The organism is Leptothrix ochracea (genome assembly GCF_041083635.1).
In the GTDB taxonomy this organism is placed as follows: domain Bacteria; phylum Pseudomonadota; class Gammaproteobacteria; order Burkholderiales; family Burkholderiaceae_C; genus Sphaerotilus; species Sphaerotilus ochraceus.
Genome location: NZ_JBFPHB010000013.1, coordinates 91688 through 106779, shown reverse-complemented (window position 1 = coordinate 106779; position 15092 = coordinate 91688). Strand labels below are relative to the sequence as shown.

The window sequence follows — 15092 nt, the reverse complement described above, 5'->3', positions numbered from 1 at the left end:
TTTGTGAAGTGTTTATGAGCAGTCCTGCCCCTGGTTTTGTTCTTGCGGTTGGTTATGTCGGTTGGGCGCTGATCCTGCTTTGGGTGGGCGTTCAGCTGGTGTCGCTTCTTGCCCCCCATCCGGCATCCGCCCGGACCGGCTGGCAGGCTTGGCTGGTGCCCGGTCTTGTGGGGGGGGTGCTGGCTTTGGCCGCTTTGCCGGGGCTGGTTTTTCTGCGCAGCTCTTTCGGTGATCCGGCCATTTCGACCGCTTTCCTTGCCGGGTGGGCCGTGTGGGACAAGCTGCGACCCTCCCATCACCGCATCGACGCTTACAGCGGGGACTATGGCCGCATGGTGGTCTGGCGCCGCCGCTTGGCTGCCATCATCGCCATGACGGGTGCGGTGCTGTACGGCAGCGCGCTGGGGCCGGTGGACGTGGATCTTTACGCGTGGGGCTACACCCGTGCTGGCTCCGTCTGGTTGCTGCTCGCTGTCGCGGCACTCAGCCTGATGGCGCGCCAAGTACGGAGCGTGATCTCTTGGGCCATGCCCATCGCCTGCATCGCCTTCGGCGTGGGCCTGACCGTTTCAACCAATCTCTGGGATGCCATCCTTGATCCGTGGCTCTGGATCACGGCGTGCGTCACCGCTTTCATGCCCAAGTCTAAAAAAGGCAAAGAATCTTTCGATGTGGTCGGAGAGGGTTGAGAAGAGCCGGAACAGGACGCGGTCAGCAGCTGGTGGGGATGCCGCCCGCTTGGGCAAGCCAGTCTTGAAGTTCGGTGGCCTGCATGCCGGGGCCGATGGCGTTGCCTTGGACGAAGTCGCAGCCGTTTTCGACCATGAAGCGGTGCTGGGCTTCGGTATCGACGCCCTCGGCGATCACGCTCAGGCCGCGTGAGCGGGCCAAGTCGAGCACGGCGCGGGCAGCCACGGCGCAGGTGGCGTCACCAGGAAGCCCGGCCACGCAGAGGCGACCAATTTTCAGTTTGTCGATGGCCAGCGTGCGCAGGCGCTCCAACGCAATGGCCTCAAGGCCCAGCGGCTCCACCGACAGCCGCACACCGAGTTGACGCAGCGCGCCAAGGCGCTCGTCCACCGGGGCGCTGGGTTGCTGCAAGATGGCGCCGGCGAGCTTGAATTCGAGCCATGTGCCGGGGATCTGTTCTTCAACGAGGATCCGCTGCACTTGAGCGATGAAATCGCGTTGCTGCCATTGAGCGGCCGAGATCGGCAGCGCGACGCTGAACCAAGCCGGCATGCCGACGTGTTGCCACGGACGGGCTGCCCGAGCGGCGGCGCGGATCATCCACAGGCCCAAGGTCTGGAGCAGGCTGGGCGAGAGGCCGCCGGGGTAGGCTGGGGAGCCCGCTGCGGGGGCGGGGAGGTCAAGCCAATGATCGTCGGGGTGATGCCAGCGCAGTCGGGCATCGGCACCGATGGGGGCGCCGTCACTGCAACGCAGCTGCGGTTGAAAGTGCAGTGCCAAGGCTTGGTTGGCCAAGGCGTTGCGAATCTGGCTTTCAAGACGCAGTACTTTCAAGCCCACGCTGCTCGGCCCAGCGGTGGCGCCTCGCGACTGCTGTAAGGCGATCTGGGCGTTTTGCACCAAGGTTTGCACCGCCAGCGGGGCCTCGGTCGTGCTGTAAGCCGTACCGATCGACGCCTCGACCACCACCTGCATCCCCGCGAGGGTCATCGGCGTTTCAAGGTCGGCCTTGAGTCGTCGAGCGATGGCCTCCAGATCGCTTTCTTGGCGTAGCTCTGGCACCCAAACCCAGAAGGCCTGACGGTCGGCGCAGGCCACGCTGTCGCTGCTGCGCAGCGGTATGCGCAGTCGTTTGGCGACTTCACGCAAGAGGAGATCGGCTTGTTCGAGCCCCACGGTCGCTTCGAGGGCGTCGAAACGGTCGAGACCGATGTGCAGCAAACCAGCGTTGTGTTGCGGCTGGGCCAGATCGTGGCGTATCAGCGCGAGCAGCGCTGCGCGGTTGGCCAAACCCGTCAGGGGATCGTGATGCAGCAGGTGATGGATGTGGGTGCTTGAGCGAATGGCTTCGCTGGCATCTCGGATCACGCTGACCACCACGGGGCTGTCGCTGATGGGTTGACGGCGCTCGATCCATTCGACGGCCAAGGCGGAGCCGTCGGCGCGGCGCAGCGCGTTAGCAGGGGTGGGCAGCACAAAGTCTTGCAGCGGCCGACCGATGATTTGATCCAGGGGCCGGTCAAGCAGACGGCACAGGGCCGGATTGGCGTCCACCACCAGCCCGGCTTGTTCCATGGCAATGCCTTCACGCCCGGCTTGCACCATCCGCCCGAGGCGTTGGCGCGAGGCCTGCATCGATTGCGATTGGGCGTAGCTCTGGGTGGTATCTTCGACCAACACGTAGAGCCCGATCAGGACGCTGACCCGGTCGAGGTGTGGTGCCAAGGTGATTTGCAGCCAGCGTTGATCTTCGGGGGCGGTGTCGGGCGGGGCGGGCAGCAGATAAGGCTGTTCGAGCCGGATGGCCGTGCGCATGCGCTGCACGTGATCGATGGCTGGCCGACACACCCGTGCCAGATCGCGGCCCACCACCTCGGCCCAAGCACTGCCGTGCCGCTTGTGGGCCGGTACCTCAAAGGTCTGGGCGAACAAAGCGTTGGTGTAGAGACAGGTGTGGCCCGGCACGTCCAAATAGGCCATGGGCAGCGGGATGCCGTCGATGCGCTCCAGCGCGGCCTCCATGTGCACTTGCATCAACTGTTCGGACTGCTTGACGGGGGTGACGTCATGCAAGACGCACAGGCAACTGGTGCCTTGCACTTGCCAGCGCAAACTGGCCGAGAGCCAGCGCACCGGCAAGCCGCTGTTGCCCACCCAGCCCAAGGGGCCGACGTGGGTGCGGCGCTCGGCCAGCGCGGCGTAGAGCTGGGTGCGGGCGTCGGTGTCGAGCATCGACAGCCAGTCGGTACCGGTGCCGATGTCTTCGCAATCGGCACTCAGGGCCAGCAGCCGGAAGGCTTTGTTGGCGCGCAGCATGCGGGCGTCGTTGGCCAGCATGATCATGGGCACGCCAAGCTGTTCCCAGTCCAACGCCGTGGTGGGTGTGGGGGTTGGCGCCGCCGGAGCTTCGATGGGGGTTGAGGTTGGAGCAGTCATGACAAGCTGCGGCGTGGGTGCATCGGGGTTCAGAGGATGTAGCGGGACAGATCTTGGTCTCGGACCAGATCCGCCAGCCGGCGGTTCACTTCGGCCGCATCGACCGTGAAGGTCTGGCCTTGGCGTTGCGGCGCATCGAACGAGATTTCGTCCAGCAGACGCTCCATCACGGTCGAAAGGCGCCGCGCACCGATGTTCTCCGTGCGCTCGTTCACTTCGAAAGCCAACTCAGCCAAGCGGCGGATGGCGTCGGGCTGGAAAACCAGCGTGACCTCTTCGGTGGCCAGCAGCGCTTGGTATTGCCGGATCAAACTGGCTTGGGTGCTGGTGAGGATGGCTTCAAAGTCATCGACCGAGAGCGACTTCAGCTCGACCCGGATCGGGAAACGACCTTGAAGCTCGGGGATCAGATCGCTGGGACGCGAGAGATGAAAGGCGCCGGATGCGATGAACAGAATGTGATCGGTGCGGATCATGCCGTACTTGGTCGAGACCGAGGTGCCTTCGACCAAGGGCAGCAAGTCGCGCTGCACGCCTTGACGTGAAACGTCCGAGCCTTGGCTGTCTTGGCGGGTGGCGACTTTGTCGATCTCGTCGATAAAGACGATGCCGTTTTGCTCGGTGTTGTGCAGCGCCCGGGTCTTGATCTCGTCCTCGTTGAGCATGCGTGAGGCTTCTTCGTCGATCAGCAAGCGGCGTGCTTCACGGATGCTGAGCTTGCGGCTTTTGCGGCGCTCACCCCCCATTTGGGCAAACATGCCCTTGAGTTGCTCGGCCATGTCTTCCATGCCAGCGGGGCCCATGATTTCCACGGTGGGGCGAGCCTCGGCCAACTCCAAGTCAATCTCTTTGTCGTCGAGCTGGCCTTCGCGCAGACGCTTGCGCAGCGTTTGGCGGGCGGTGCTTTCAGGGGCGGGGGCCGCCGCAGCGGCTGCGGGCGTAGGGCTGCCGAAGGCGCCGAAGCCGAAATCGCTGTGTTCGCGCTCGGTGCGCGGCGGCGGAATCAAGACATCCAAGATGCGGTCTTCAGCGGCATCTTCGGCCTTGGAGCGCATCAACTTGATCGCTTGTTCGCGCTCTTGCTTGATGGCGCTGTCGATCAAGTCCCGAATGATGGTGTCCACGTCCTTGCCGACATAGCCCACTTCGGTGAACTTGGTGGCTTCGACCTTGATGAAGGGGGCTTGGGCCAAGCGGGCCAGCCGACGGGCGATCTCGGTTTTGCCCACGCCGGTGGGGCCGATCATCAAGATGTTCTTGGGCGTGATTTCGCCGCGCAAGGCCTCGGGCACTTGCTGACGACGCCAGCGGTTGCGCAGCGCAATCGCCACCGCCCGTTTGGCTTCGCGTTGCCCAACGATGTGGCTGTCGAGTTCGGAGACGATCTCCTGCGGGGTCATGTTCATGGCGCTCAGGGTCATGGGTTCATGTCGTCTGGCTCAGCTCAGCACTTCAAGGGTGTGCTGCTGATTGGTGTAGATGCACAGGTCCCCGGCGATCTCAAGCGAGCGCTTGACAATGGCTTCCGGGGGCATGTCCGTGTGTTCGAGCAGCGCGCGGGCCGCAGCCTGTGCATAGGCACCGCCGGAGCCGATGGCCACGATGCCTTGTTCAGGCTCCAGCACATCGCCGTTGCCGGTGATGATGAGCGAGGCGCTGCGATCGGCCACCGCCAGCATGGCTTCGAGACGGCGCAGCACCCGGTCGGTGCGCCAGTCACGGGTCAGCTCAACAGCGGCACGGACCAAGTTACCCTGATGTTTTTCGAGCTTGGCTTCAAAGCGCTCAAACAGCGTGAAAGCATCGGCCGTGGCACCGGCAAAACCGGCCAGCACTTGGTCGTGATAGAGCTTGCGGACCTTGCGCGCGCTGGCTTTGACGACGATGTTGCCGAGCGTGACCTGACCATCACCGCCAATGGCCACTTGCTGGCCCCGGCGCACGCTGATGATCGTCGTGCCGTGATAAGACTCCATGATGTGTTCTTTTAAAGACTGAAAGGCAAAAAAAGGGCACGAATATCTGACGTTATCGTGCCCATGGTGCATGAGTCGGCACGGTGGGCCGACTCAGATGTGTCGAATCTTGATGCGGGCGTGTTCCTTGAATCCCATCGCATCACAAAACAGGGCAACCAGCCGATGAGCATTCTCAAAAGTGACCGATTGCCCTTGGTTGTGACGACTCACGACCCAGTTCAGCAAGTCACCGGCCGCCACAAAATCGAGGCGGATGAGACGCAGGCAAGACACCGTGATGTAAATAGCGCCACCGATCTGGGTGTCCATGTCCTTGAGCCGTTCGCTGATGTCACCCACCATGTGGCCCGAGATCTCGACGCTGGCCGTTTCACTCTGGGTCTCGTCGATCAGATCGGAATCCAGGAAACCGGTCGAGATGCCTTCTGACGGTGCGGTCAGCGAGGGCGAAATGGTCATGCCATCGTCGCTGGATAAGCGAATGCTGCAACGTGCGGCTGTCCACGAAGGGGGTGACACCTCGTAGGTCATGCAGTAGTCCATGGCCGTTTGGTCGAATTCGACCGTGCGGTTGGCCATGCGCATGATTTCCATGCGTAGCAGCCAGAACGCGGTGCTGGCTTCGCGCGCACCCGTCGGAGCCTGCTCAAGCAGCAGGGCCAACAGATGCTCGCCGCCGATCCAGCGCATTTCGAGCGATTGATCGGCCCATTCGCGCAGCAAGTACGTCAGGTGCGAGCAGGCCTCGGTTTCCATGCGTCGCAGCGGGCGCCAATCGATCACCCACGGCAGGGGCACTTGCAGCATGCGATTGCGCAACTGATCGACCGAATTGATGCTCACCACGTCCGGCGAGGTCCAACTCACGGCGCTGTCGTTGCGCGGTATGGCTTGAAGCTGCTGCTTGTACTGCCCCATGCCGGCTTCTTCGGCCAGATGAAGCAAGGAGTACCACTGTGGTGCCGAGTAGCCAAAGTTTTGGACGTACTCCATCGCAAAGCCATCGAACTTTTTTTGCTGGCCGGTTGCGCGGTAAAGATCGAACAGAACATCCCACGTTTCCGCATTGCGGGCACGCACGCCACTTGGGCTGATCAGCGTATGCAAGCAGCGTTCGCACTGATCGAAGTCGGCGTTGGCAAACGAGATCACGGCCTCATCCAACTCGGGGTCGTGGGCCAATTCGGTGATTTCCACCCCAAAGTTCGGGTTGCTTTGAGCGCCTAAACCGAGATGAATCGGTTGAAAGTCGATGAGGTTCGAGCTGTCTTGCGTGTTGCTGCTGCCTCGGCCCTGCTTGACCCCGGTCTTGGGGGAAGGGGCGCTGCCAGCCGGAGAACGAGAGGCTTGAGCATCGATGTCGGCCAAGCTCATCGGTGCGGTGGGCTTGAAGGCATCCGAACCCGACATCGGTGTTTGTTGCGCTGAGGGTTGCGAGCCTACCGAGTCGAAGAAGGACTCGGACATGGCTGGGACCGACGTTCGCACCGAAACGCTGCCCTTGCGCGGGCCGTTCATCTGACTGTTGGGGCCGGAGAACCCTGAAACGCCAGGGGCGTTCCCATGGATGCTGCTGGCGGGGCCGAGACCGCTTTGGGGTCCCATGCGCGAGTTACCGCCCACCATTTGCTGTTCAATGGCGTCGATTTTCGCTTTGACACCCGCATCCGGACGCACGCTGCTGTCGTGCGTACGCAGGTCGGAGTCATCAATTCGCGACAGTCCTTCGAGCCCGGCGATGCCTTCGCCCGTCAGACCTTCACGACGGATTTTGCGCAGCATGTCGAACTCACGCCGACGCACGAAATCGTTGCGTCGCTTGCGTTCGATCATGGCCTTTAACTCGGTCCGGGCCGGATCGTTTTCAGCAGATTGGCTGGTCGAATTGTTGAGGTCGGTCCAATCCGTGGTCGGGTTGACCACGAAACGGGCCACCTTGCGAAAGAAACCGTCGCCGCTTTTTGTGGGGTCTTTCGAGTCAGCCATGAGATGGGTACGGGGCCGTTCGGAGGTTTGAATACCTGCCTGGCTCAGTCACCGAAAAGCTTTTGCTTCAGCTCGCGGCGCTGTTGAGCCTCAAGTGACAGTGTAGCGGTGGGACGTGCCAACAAACGGCGCAAGCCAATCGGTTCGCCCGTTTCGTCACAAAACCCGTAATCTCCTGTATCAATTCGCGTAATGGATTGTGAGATCTTCTTCAAGAGTTTGCGCTCGCGGTCGCGTGTACGCAACTCCAAGGCGTGCTCTTCCTCGATCGTGGCGCGGTCGGCCGGATCGGGAACGATCGAAGTGTCTTCGCGCAAATGCTCGGTGGTCTCACCGGCGTTCGACAGCAGATCGTTCTTGAGCGTTTCGAGGCGCCCACGAAAGAAGTCCATCTGCTGTTCGTTCATGTACGCATCATCCGGCATGGCAAGCAGCTCGGCTTCGCTCATGTCTCTGCCGGCCTTGTTCTTGGATGGGGTTGCAGTCTTGGTGTCAGGCTTGTTCACGGCGCGTTGCTGGGTGGATGTTGGATGGGCTGTACGCAATGTACGGGCGGCTTGGGGGATGGGTCATCCTCCAAGGCGCGCGGATTGTAGCGATCTCGCTTTCAGGCTTGCTTGGGGACGCTCGGGTTTAGGCAAGACACTGTGTAAGACCTTGTTCGAAGAGGTCACGCGGCAGGTTGATACCGATGAACACCATCTTGCTGACCTTGGGCTCGCCTGCGGGCCAAGCCGGGCCGAGATCGCTGCCCATCAATTGGTGCACGCCTTGGAAGATCACCTTGCGTGCGGTGCCCTTCATGTTCAGCACGCCCTTGTAGCGCAGCATGCGCGGCCCGTAGACCTGCACGATGCCGCCCAAGAAATCTTCGAGCTTGGCGGGCACAAAAGCACGCTCTGAGCGGAAGACGAACGACTTCACATCGTCGTTGTGGTGATGGCTGTGCGGCGCGTCGTCGTCCAGAAAATCAGGGTCGATGTCGAGTTTGGCGTTCAGGTTAAAGCCGCGCAGATCCAGCACCTTGGTCAGGGGCACTTCCCCAAAGTGGACGCGGTGCTGCGGCGCGCGCGGGTTCATGTGGCGAATGCGCTCGGCCAGTTCATCCACCGTTGAGGCTTCGACCAAATCGGTCTTGCTGAGAAAGATCTGATCGGCAAAGCCGATTTGCCGCCGGACTTCTTGGCGCTCGTCGAGTTGCTGCGGGCCGTGCTTGGCATCGACCAGAGTCAAGATGGCATCGAGCAAGTAGTTCTCGGCGACTTCATCGTCCATGAAGAAGGTCTGCGCCACCGGGCCCGGATCGGCCAAGCCGGTGGTTTCGATCACCACCCGGTCAAACTTGATCTCGCCCTTGCGGCGCTTGGTGGCCAAGTCGCTCAAGGTCTGGCGCAAGTCCTCGCGGATCGAGCAGCAGATGCAGCCATTGTTCATCTGCACGATCTGCTCTTCGCTGTCGGTGACCAAGATGTCGTTGTCGATGTTCTCGGCGCCGAACTCGTTCTCGATCACAGCGATGCGTTGGCCGTGCGTTTCGGACAACAGCCGCTTGAGCAGGGTGGTCTTGCCCGAGCCGAGGAAGCCGGTGAGGATGGTGACGGGGATCAGACCTTGAGTCATGGCAGTGTGAGCGGTGTTATCCGGGTGGAGAGGCTGAACACTGTAATCGACACACGCATCGGGTATCCTGCGCCCTTCTTCATTCTTGGCACAAGCCGTGTCTGAACCTCAGTCCAGTCCGGACCACCGTAGCTTGTTTGAGCGGGTGGTCGAGTTTCTTTCCCCCGGCCCTGACTCCAAAGCGGAGCTGATGGCCACGTGGGCCCAGGCCGAGCAGCGCGACCTGATCGAGCCGCAATCCCGTCTGATGCTTGAAGGCGTGTTGCGCATGGCCGACTTGAGCGCGGGCGATGTGATGGTCGCCACCCCGCGCATGGATGTGCTCGATATCGCCGCGCCCTACGACACGTTGCTGGCCAAAGTGATCGATACCGGTCACTCGCGCTTTCCGGTCTATGAAGGCGAGCCGGAAAATGTCATCGGCATCCTCATGGCCAAGGATTTGCTCAAGCGCCAGCGGCGGCCCGAGTTGGATCTGCGCACCTTGCTGCGGCCGGCCTTGTTTGTGCCCGAGTCCAAAAGTCTCAACGAGCTGTTGGGCGACTTCCGCGCCAGTCGCAACCACCTTGCCTTGGTGATCGACGAGTTCGGCCGCTTGGCTGGGCTGCTCACCATTGAGGACGTGCTCGAAGAAATCGTCGGTGAGATCGAGGATGAATTCGATGACCGGGTGAGCGAGAACGGCGTTCATGCGCTGGCCGATGGCAGTCACCGGGTGGCGGGTAGCGCGCTGATCACCGATGTGAACGCTTGTTTCAGCGAAAGCCTGCCGGTCGATGCGTTGGACACCATTGGCGGTCTGGTGGCCCAAACCTTGGGCCGGGTGCCGCGTCGGGGTGAACGCCTGCGGCTGGCTGGGCTGGATTTTGAGGTGATGCTCGCCCGGGGTGGGGCGGTGCGCTGGTTCAAAGTCACGCCTGCGCCCGCACCCTCCGCTGAAGCATGAGCGGCGGGCGTCGCAGCGGCCTTGGCTGGGCGGGTTTGGCGGCGCTTGCGGGGCTCTTGCAGGCGCTTTCCGTGGCCCCGACACCACAGCCGGGGCTGCAAATCTTGGCCTGGGCGCTGTGGGTTTGGAGCTTGCAAGGGGCTTCGCCCCAACAAGCTGCGCTGCGGGGGTTCAGCTTTGGCTGGGCATGGCTCTCCAGCAGCTTGTGGTGGATCTTTATCAGTCTGAACAGCTACGGCCATTTGCCGGCCGTGGCGTCGGCGGCCGCCGTGGGGCTGTTGACGGCCTTTCTGGCGCTGTTTCCGATGCTCGCGGCGCTGGGGTATGTCCGCAGCGGTTTCAGCGGTTTTGCGTTTTGGGCGTTGCTGTCGGAGTTGGGCCGCGCCACTTTGCTGGGCGGATTTCCATGGGCGGCGCCGGGCTACGCTCATGTGGACGGTCCGCTATCGATCTTGGCGCCCTGGATCGGTGTGCATGGCTTGGGCTTTCTTGCTGTGGCTTGGTCCGCTTTCTTGGTCGCCCAGCGCAAGCGCTGGCGCAGCGCGGCGGGGGCGGTGGTGATCGGTCTGACGCTGGTTGTGGCGTTGCCACCGACGTGGACGGCGCCGATCACCCAAGCGCTGAGCGTGGATTTCACCCAGCCCTCGGGCACTTTGCGGGTTGCGCTGTTGCAAAGCAACGTCATGCAAGACGAGAAATTTGATCTCGATCACATCGACGCTGTGCTCGATTGGCACGCTGAACAACTCCAAAACATCAAGGCGGACTTGATCGTCACGCCCGAAACCGCCATTCCGCTTTTGCCGCAGCTGCTGCCCACGGGTTGGTGGGAGCGCTTGGCAGCGAGCTTCGAGCCGAGTGCAGCTGGATCGCGCCACGCCTTGATCGGCATGCCCTTGGGCAACCGACGTCAGGGCTACAGCAACGCTGTGGTTGGATTGGGGGGCGGGGCGGCGGCCGGGACCTATCGCTACGACAAATACCACCTGCTGCCTTTTGGTGAGTTCGTGCCCTTCGGCTTTCGCTGGTTTGTTGAGCTGTTGCAGATTCCGCTGGGTGATTTCAATCGTGGCGTGCTGGCGGCGCCATCGTTCACGGTCGGCCAAGAGCGCATCGGGCCGAGCATTTGTGTCGAAGACCTCTACGGCGAAGAGATGGCCAGCCGTTTTATGGCGGCTTCCACCGCGCCGACGATGCTGGCCAGTTTGAGCAACCTCGCTTGGTTCGGCCCGACGGTGGCCTTGGATCAGCACCTGCATATAGCCCGCATGCGGGCCTTGGAAATGCAGCGTCCGTTCTTGCATGCCACCAACACCGGCGCCAGCGCTTTCATCGATCACCGGGGTGTTGTGCAACAACAAGTGCCTCGGCAAACCCGCGCCGTGCTTGAGGGCTGGGTGCAGGGCCGAACCGGCGTGACCCCTTTTGCACGCTGGGCGGGGCGCTGGGGCTTGATCCCCTTGGGGCTGCTGGCGATCTTGGGCCTGGGTTTCATCCGCCTGCGTCAGCGGCGGGGTGCAAAATGCTGAAGTACATTTCTCCGTTCCGTCTGTTCAAACACAGGACTTTCACCATGATGCGTCTCACTTCTGCCTCCTTGCTGGCCTTGGCTTTGGCCGCCTGCTCGACCCCCCCGGCTCCGGAACCCGCTCCGGCCCCGGTGCCTGCACCCGCTCCGGCGCCTGCTCCGGCCCCCGCACCTGCTCCGGCACCAGCGCCCGCTCCGGCACCTGTCCCGGCGCCCGCACCTGCCCCGGCTCCGGTGGTCAAGCTGACCCCGCTGCACCTCGACCCGAACAGCGAGATTTCGAAGCACGCCAGCGTGTTCTTCGACTTCGACAAGGCTGCTGTGCGCACCCAAGACCAAGCCGTGGTGGTGGGTCATGGTGCCTACTTGGCCAAGAACCCAGCGTTGAAGGCAGCTGTTGAAGGCAACGCCGACGAACGTGGTGGTCGTGAGTACAACTTGGCCTTGGGTCAACGCCGCGCTCAAGCCGTGGTCGATGCGCTGGCCATTGCTGGCGCCAACAAGGCCAATCTGGAAGCAGTGAGCTTGGGCAAGGACAAGCCGATGGCTCCAGGTCACGACGAAGCCGCTTGGTCGCAAAACCGTCGCGCCGACATCAAGTACAAGTGATGCCAGTGACAGCAGTGATCGGCTGATCACTGCCCCCGTGGCCCGGGTTTTGTGGCGTGCAGTTTGCCGCCATGAATCCCGGGCTACCGCATTTCAACGACCTTTTTGTTCAGTCTTCTCGGAGTCTCGCCATCGCTCTCATCACACTCCAAGCGGCCTCTTTGGCCTACGGACACGTTCCCCTGCTCGACAAAGCCTCGCTGGCGCTGGAGCCGGGCGAACGCGTCGGCCTGATCGGTCGCAATGGCACGGGCAAGTCCTCGATGCTGAAACTGTTGGCCGGGCTGGAAAAACCCGACGACGGTTTGGTGCAGCTTCAGCAAGGCTTGCGGCGCTATTACGTGCCCCAAGAGCCGCTGTTTGCGCCGGGGGTGACGGTGTTTGATGCGGTGAGCGAAGGCGTGGCTGAAGCCAAGGCGCTGCGCGAGCGCTTCGAGGCTCACGGGCCGGACGACGATCTGGATGCCCTGCAAACCCGCATCGAAGCCTTGGACGGCTGGACGTGGGAGCAGCGTGTCACTGAAACGCTGGAGCGGCTCGGCTTGGTGGCCGAGTCCCGCGTCGAGGCCTTGTCGGGTGGCATGCGCAAACGCGTCGCTTTGGCCCAAGCCTTGGTGGCTGCGCCGCAGGTGTTGCTCCTTGATGAGCCGACCAACCACCTCGACCTTGAAGCGATCCTCTGGTTGCAGACCCTGTTGGTCGCGTTTCGCGGGGCCATCGTGGTGATCACCCACGACCGGGCGTTCTTGGACGCCGTCTCGACCCGCATCGTCGAACTCGACCGGGGCCAGTTGCGCAGTTATCCGGGCAACTTTGTGGCCTTTGAAGCCGCCAAGATCCGCGAGATGGAAGCTGAAGCCCAAGCCAACGCCCGCGCTGACAAGGTGTTGGCGCAGGAGGAAGTCTGGATCCGCAAGGGCGTGGAAGCGCGTCGCACGCGCAGCGTCAGTCGGATTGAGCGTTTGGTAAAACTACGCTCGGACCGGGCGGCGCGTCGGGATGTGGTCGGCCGGGTGCGGCTCGATATCGACGCTGGCGCTTCGGGCGGCAAGATCGTGGCTGAGCTTGAAGGCGTGGACAAGGCCTATGGCGAGCGTCAACTGGTGCGCAACTTCAGCACCACCGTGCTGCGCGGCGACAAGATCGGCCTGATCGGGGCCAACGGCGTGGGCAAGACGACGCTGCTCAAGATCATCTTGGGCCAACTGGCCCCCGATGCCGGTCGGGTGCGGCTGGGCACCAACATCCAAGTGGCTTACTTTGATCAGCTGCGTGCGGGCTTGAATCTCAAGGCCACCTTGGCCGACACCATCAGCCCGGGCAGCGAGTGGGTCGAGATCAACGGTGCGCGCAAGCACATCATGAGTTACTTGGGCGACTTCCTCTTCTCGCCGCAGCGCGCCAATTCGCCGGTGAGCAGTCTGTCAGGGGGCGAGCGCAACCGCTTGCTGCTGGCGCGTCTCTTTGCCCGCCCGGCCAATGTCTTGGTGCTGGACGAGCCGACCAACGATCTGGACATCGAAACCCTGGAGCTGCTGGAGCAGTTGTTGCAGGACTACCCCGGCACCGTCTTCCTCGTCAGCCACGACCGCCGCTTCCTCGACGCCGTGGTCACCAGCACCATCGTGGCCGAAGGCGAAGGCCGTTGGCGCGAATATGAAGGTGGGGTCGAAGACTGGCTGATCCAATCCCAACGCGCCGCCGCCCTGGCCAAAGCCGCCGCCAACACGCCCGCCGTTCCGGCAGCCGCCCCCGCCAGCGTGAAAGCCGCTCCGGCCCCCGCCGCCGCTGCTCCGGCCCCGGTCGCACCGAAGCGCAAGCTCAGCTACAAAGAACAACGCGAGCTCGATGAGCTGCCCGCCCGCATCGAAGCCCTGGAAAAAGAGCAAAAAGTCTTGGCCGATGCCCTCGCCGGCACCGAGCTCTACCAAGAAGGCGCCGCCCGCATCGCCCAAACCCAAGCCCGCTACGAAGTCCTCGACACCGAACTGATGAGCCTGCTCGAACGCTGGGAAGTGCTCTCGGCGCGGTAATCATCCAAGCCTGAATCGCGCCCCGGAAATGGCCGCAGCTCGACTGCGTTAGCTCTTTTGAATTTCTGGGTGCGCCAAGGCAGGCCTGCCTTGTTTGGGCTTGAGCATCTCGCGCGCAGCAGCGTTGCCTAGCAAGTCCGCGAGCACCTCGCTGGCCGGGCGGGCCTTGTCAAACCACTCGGCCGTGGCTTCCGGCGCGTCTTCGTCGATCTGCTCAGGGTTGGGAATGCGCGGCATACAGCATGCACAGGTGCTCACCGATGAAGCCGAGAGCCTGAAAGCGCCTCTCCTTGTCGTCCTGGCGCAGATCTTCAACGGTCAGTGCCGTGCTCCAGTCGAAGTCCCCTGCAAGCTCGAAGTGGAATCGGTCGGTTCATCCACGCTGTGCAGCGCAAACACGTTCTTGGCAAGATCGATTCCACCAAACACAATAGCTGCGGGCATCTCCTTTTTGAAACGAGCACGTATGAGATTTCGTGACCCCATCGTCTCACCCCGGAACGGGGATGTCCCTTTCATTCGTTAGGCGTCATCAACCAAACATGAACCGCCTCGTCACACAACTTGTGCTGCCTCTCGTTGCAGCAACAGCTCTAGCAATCCTTGTGCATCTGCGATGGCCAGCTGACGGGTTCTTTCTCAACCTTGCAGCAGGTTTCGTTGGAAGCCTGGTAACCGTCGGCTATATCGACTGGATACTTCGTCGCCACGAGAGAGAACGCTGGAAGGAAGCCGATTCCAGAATTCAAGCCCGCCTGAGCAAGCTGGCTTCGGTAACGATCACCGAAATTCGAACGTCGCTTGGCTACGGAACAGAGGTATTTGATCGTGTGGCAATGGGCACCGGCAGTGCAGAAGTCATGCGGAAGGAAGTGTTGCGTGTCGCAATCCATGTGCTCTCGCCAACCGCAGAAGCGAGGATCGCAGCACTCGATCAAGAACAATGGAGGTCTTTCGCCGCAAATCTCCAACGAGCTTCCGCTGAATGCGGGGTCTTACTGGATCGCTTTGGTCATCGTCTTGAGCCCGAAATGATCGCCGTCGTTCTTGATCTGCAGCAGCATCTCGAATCGGCACAGACATTCTGGCGCGTGTTCCCCGATGTCGCAGGAGTACCCGTTGCTCAACTTCCTAAGATGAAGGGCTCGCCAGAAGAAATGCAGGCGGCTTGGTGCGGATTGGCAGCGCGAGACATTCGTCGGGTCTTGGAGCTGTCCACCATGCTGTCGGTCGAGACAAGTGACGTCTCAATGTAGTTAGCCCGC

At 62.2% G+C, this 15092-nt stretch carries 12 protein-coding genes and 1 pseudogene; 6 read left to right on the top strand and 7 right to left on the bottom strand.

Annotated features, from left to right (window positions below; genetic code table 11):
• Positions 1 to 14: 14 nt before the first annotated feature.
• Positions 15 to 689, top strand: a complete 675-nt coding sequence (locus AB3X39_RS06020; protein ID WP_369416446.1) for a hypothetical protein — start codon at positions 15 to 17, stop codon at positions 687 to 689.
• A 22-nt stretch (positions 690 to 711) separates the two neighbouring features.
• Here AB3X39_RS06020 and AB3X39_RS06015 read toward each other — a convergent pair whose 3' ends face one another.
• The 6 genes and pseudogenes from AB3X39_RS06015 to AB3X39_RS05990 form a co-directional block, all read right to left on the bottom strand.
• On the bottom strand, positions 712 to 3126 hold the full coding sequence (locus AB3X39_RS06015; protein ID WP_369416445.1) for an EAL domain-containing protein: 2415 nt from the start codon (positions 3124 to 3126) through the stop codon (positions 712 to 714).
• A 29-nt stretch (positions 3127 to 3155) separates the two neighbouring features.
• The gene (hslU, locus tag AB3X39_RS06010; protein ID WP_369416475.1) at positions 3156 to 4532 is read right to left on the bottom strand and encodes an ATP-dependent protease ATPase subunit HslU; all 1377 of its coding nucleotides are present in this window, start codon (positions 4530 to 4532) and stop codon (positions 3156 to 3158) included.
• 33 nt (positions 4533 to 4565) lie between these two features.
• A complete protein-coding gene (gene hslV, locus AB3X39_RS06005; RefSeq protein WP_369416444.1) occupies positions 4566 to 5102 on the bottom strand; it encodes an ATP-dependent protease subunit HslV in 537 nt (178 codons plus the stop codon).
• Positions 5103 to 5195: 93 nt separating this feature from the next.
• Positions 5196 to 7091, bottom strand: coding sequence for a hypothetical protein (locus AB3X39_RS06000; RefSeq protein ID WP_369416443.1), 1896 nt, complete (start codon positions 7089 to 7091; stop codon positions 5196 to 5198).
• A gap of 44 nt (positions 7092 to 7135) precedes the next feature.
• Positions 7136 to 7534 (bottom strand): annotated as a pseudogene (gene dksA, locus AB3X39_RS05995) (RNA polymerase-binding protein DksA); the annotation flags it as partial.
• 190 nt (positions 7535 to 7724) lie between these two features.
• Positions 7725 to 8711: a CobW family GTP-binding protein gene (locus AB3X39_RS05990; protein WP_369416442.1), complete on the bottom strand. Its 987-nt coding sequence runs from the start codon at positions 8709 to 8711 to the stop codon at positions 7725 to 7727.
• Positions 8712 to 8808: 97 nt separating this feature from the next.
• Between AB3X39_RS05990 and AB3X39_RS05985 the strand changes: the two genes are divergently transcribed.
• The 4 genes from AB3X39_RS05985 to AB3X39_RS05970 all read left to right on the top strand — a co-directional run bounded on the left by AB3X39_RS05985 (position 8809) and on the right by AB3X39_RS05970 (position 13827).
• Positions 8809 to 9657, top strand: a complete 849-nt coding sequence (locus AB3X39_RS05985; protein ID WP_369416441.1) for an HlyC/CorC family transporter — start codon at positions 8809 to 8811, stop codon at positions 9655 to 9657.
• Positions 9654 to 11186 (top strand): apolipoprotein N-acyltransferase, encoded by a 1533-nt coding sequence (gene lnt, locus AB3X39_RS05980; protein WP_369416440.1) that lies wholly within the window; start codon positions 9654 to 9656, stop codon positions 11184 to 11186. The genes AB3X39_RS05985 and lnt overlap by 4 nt, the downstream gene beginning before the upstream one ends.
• A 44-nt stretch (positions 11187 to 11230) precedes the next feature.
• Positions 11231 to 11794, top strand: coding sequence for a peptidoglycan-associated lipoprotein Pal (pal, locus tag AB3X39_RS05975; protein ID WP_369416439.1), 564 nt, complete (start codon positions 11231 to 11233; stop codon positions 11792 to 11794).
• 131 nt (positions 11795 to 11925) lie between these two features.
• Entirely contained in the window at positions 11926 to 13827 is a 1902-nt protein-coding gene (locus tag AB3X39_RS05970; RefSeq protein ID WP_369416474.1) for an ATP-binding cassette domain-containing protein, read from the top strand.
• A gap of 48 nt (positions 13828 to 13875) precedes the next feature.
• Here AB3X39_RS05970 and AB3X39_RS05965 read toward each other — a convergent pair whose 3' ends face one another.
• Positions 13876 to 14064 carry a hypothetical protein gene (locus tag AB3X39_RS05965; RefSeq protein WP_369416438.1) on the bottom strand — a complete coding sequence of 63 codons (189 nt, stop codon included), beginning with the start codon at positions 14062 to 14064 and terminating at the stop codon, positions 13876 to 13878.
• A gap of 305 nt (positions 14065 to 14369) precedes the next feature.
• Here AB3X39_RS05965 and AB3X39_RS05960 point away from each other — a divergent pair, with 305 nt between their 5' ends.
• A complete protein-coding gene (locus AB3X39_RS05960) occupies positions 14370 to 15083 on the top strand; it encodes a hypothetical protein (RefSeq protein WP_369416437.1) in 714 nt (237 codons plus the stop codon).
• Positions 15084 to 15092: the final 9 nt, after the last annotated feature.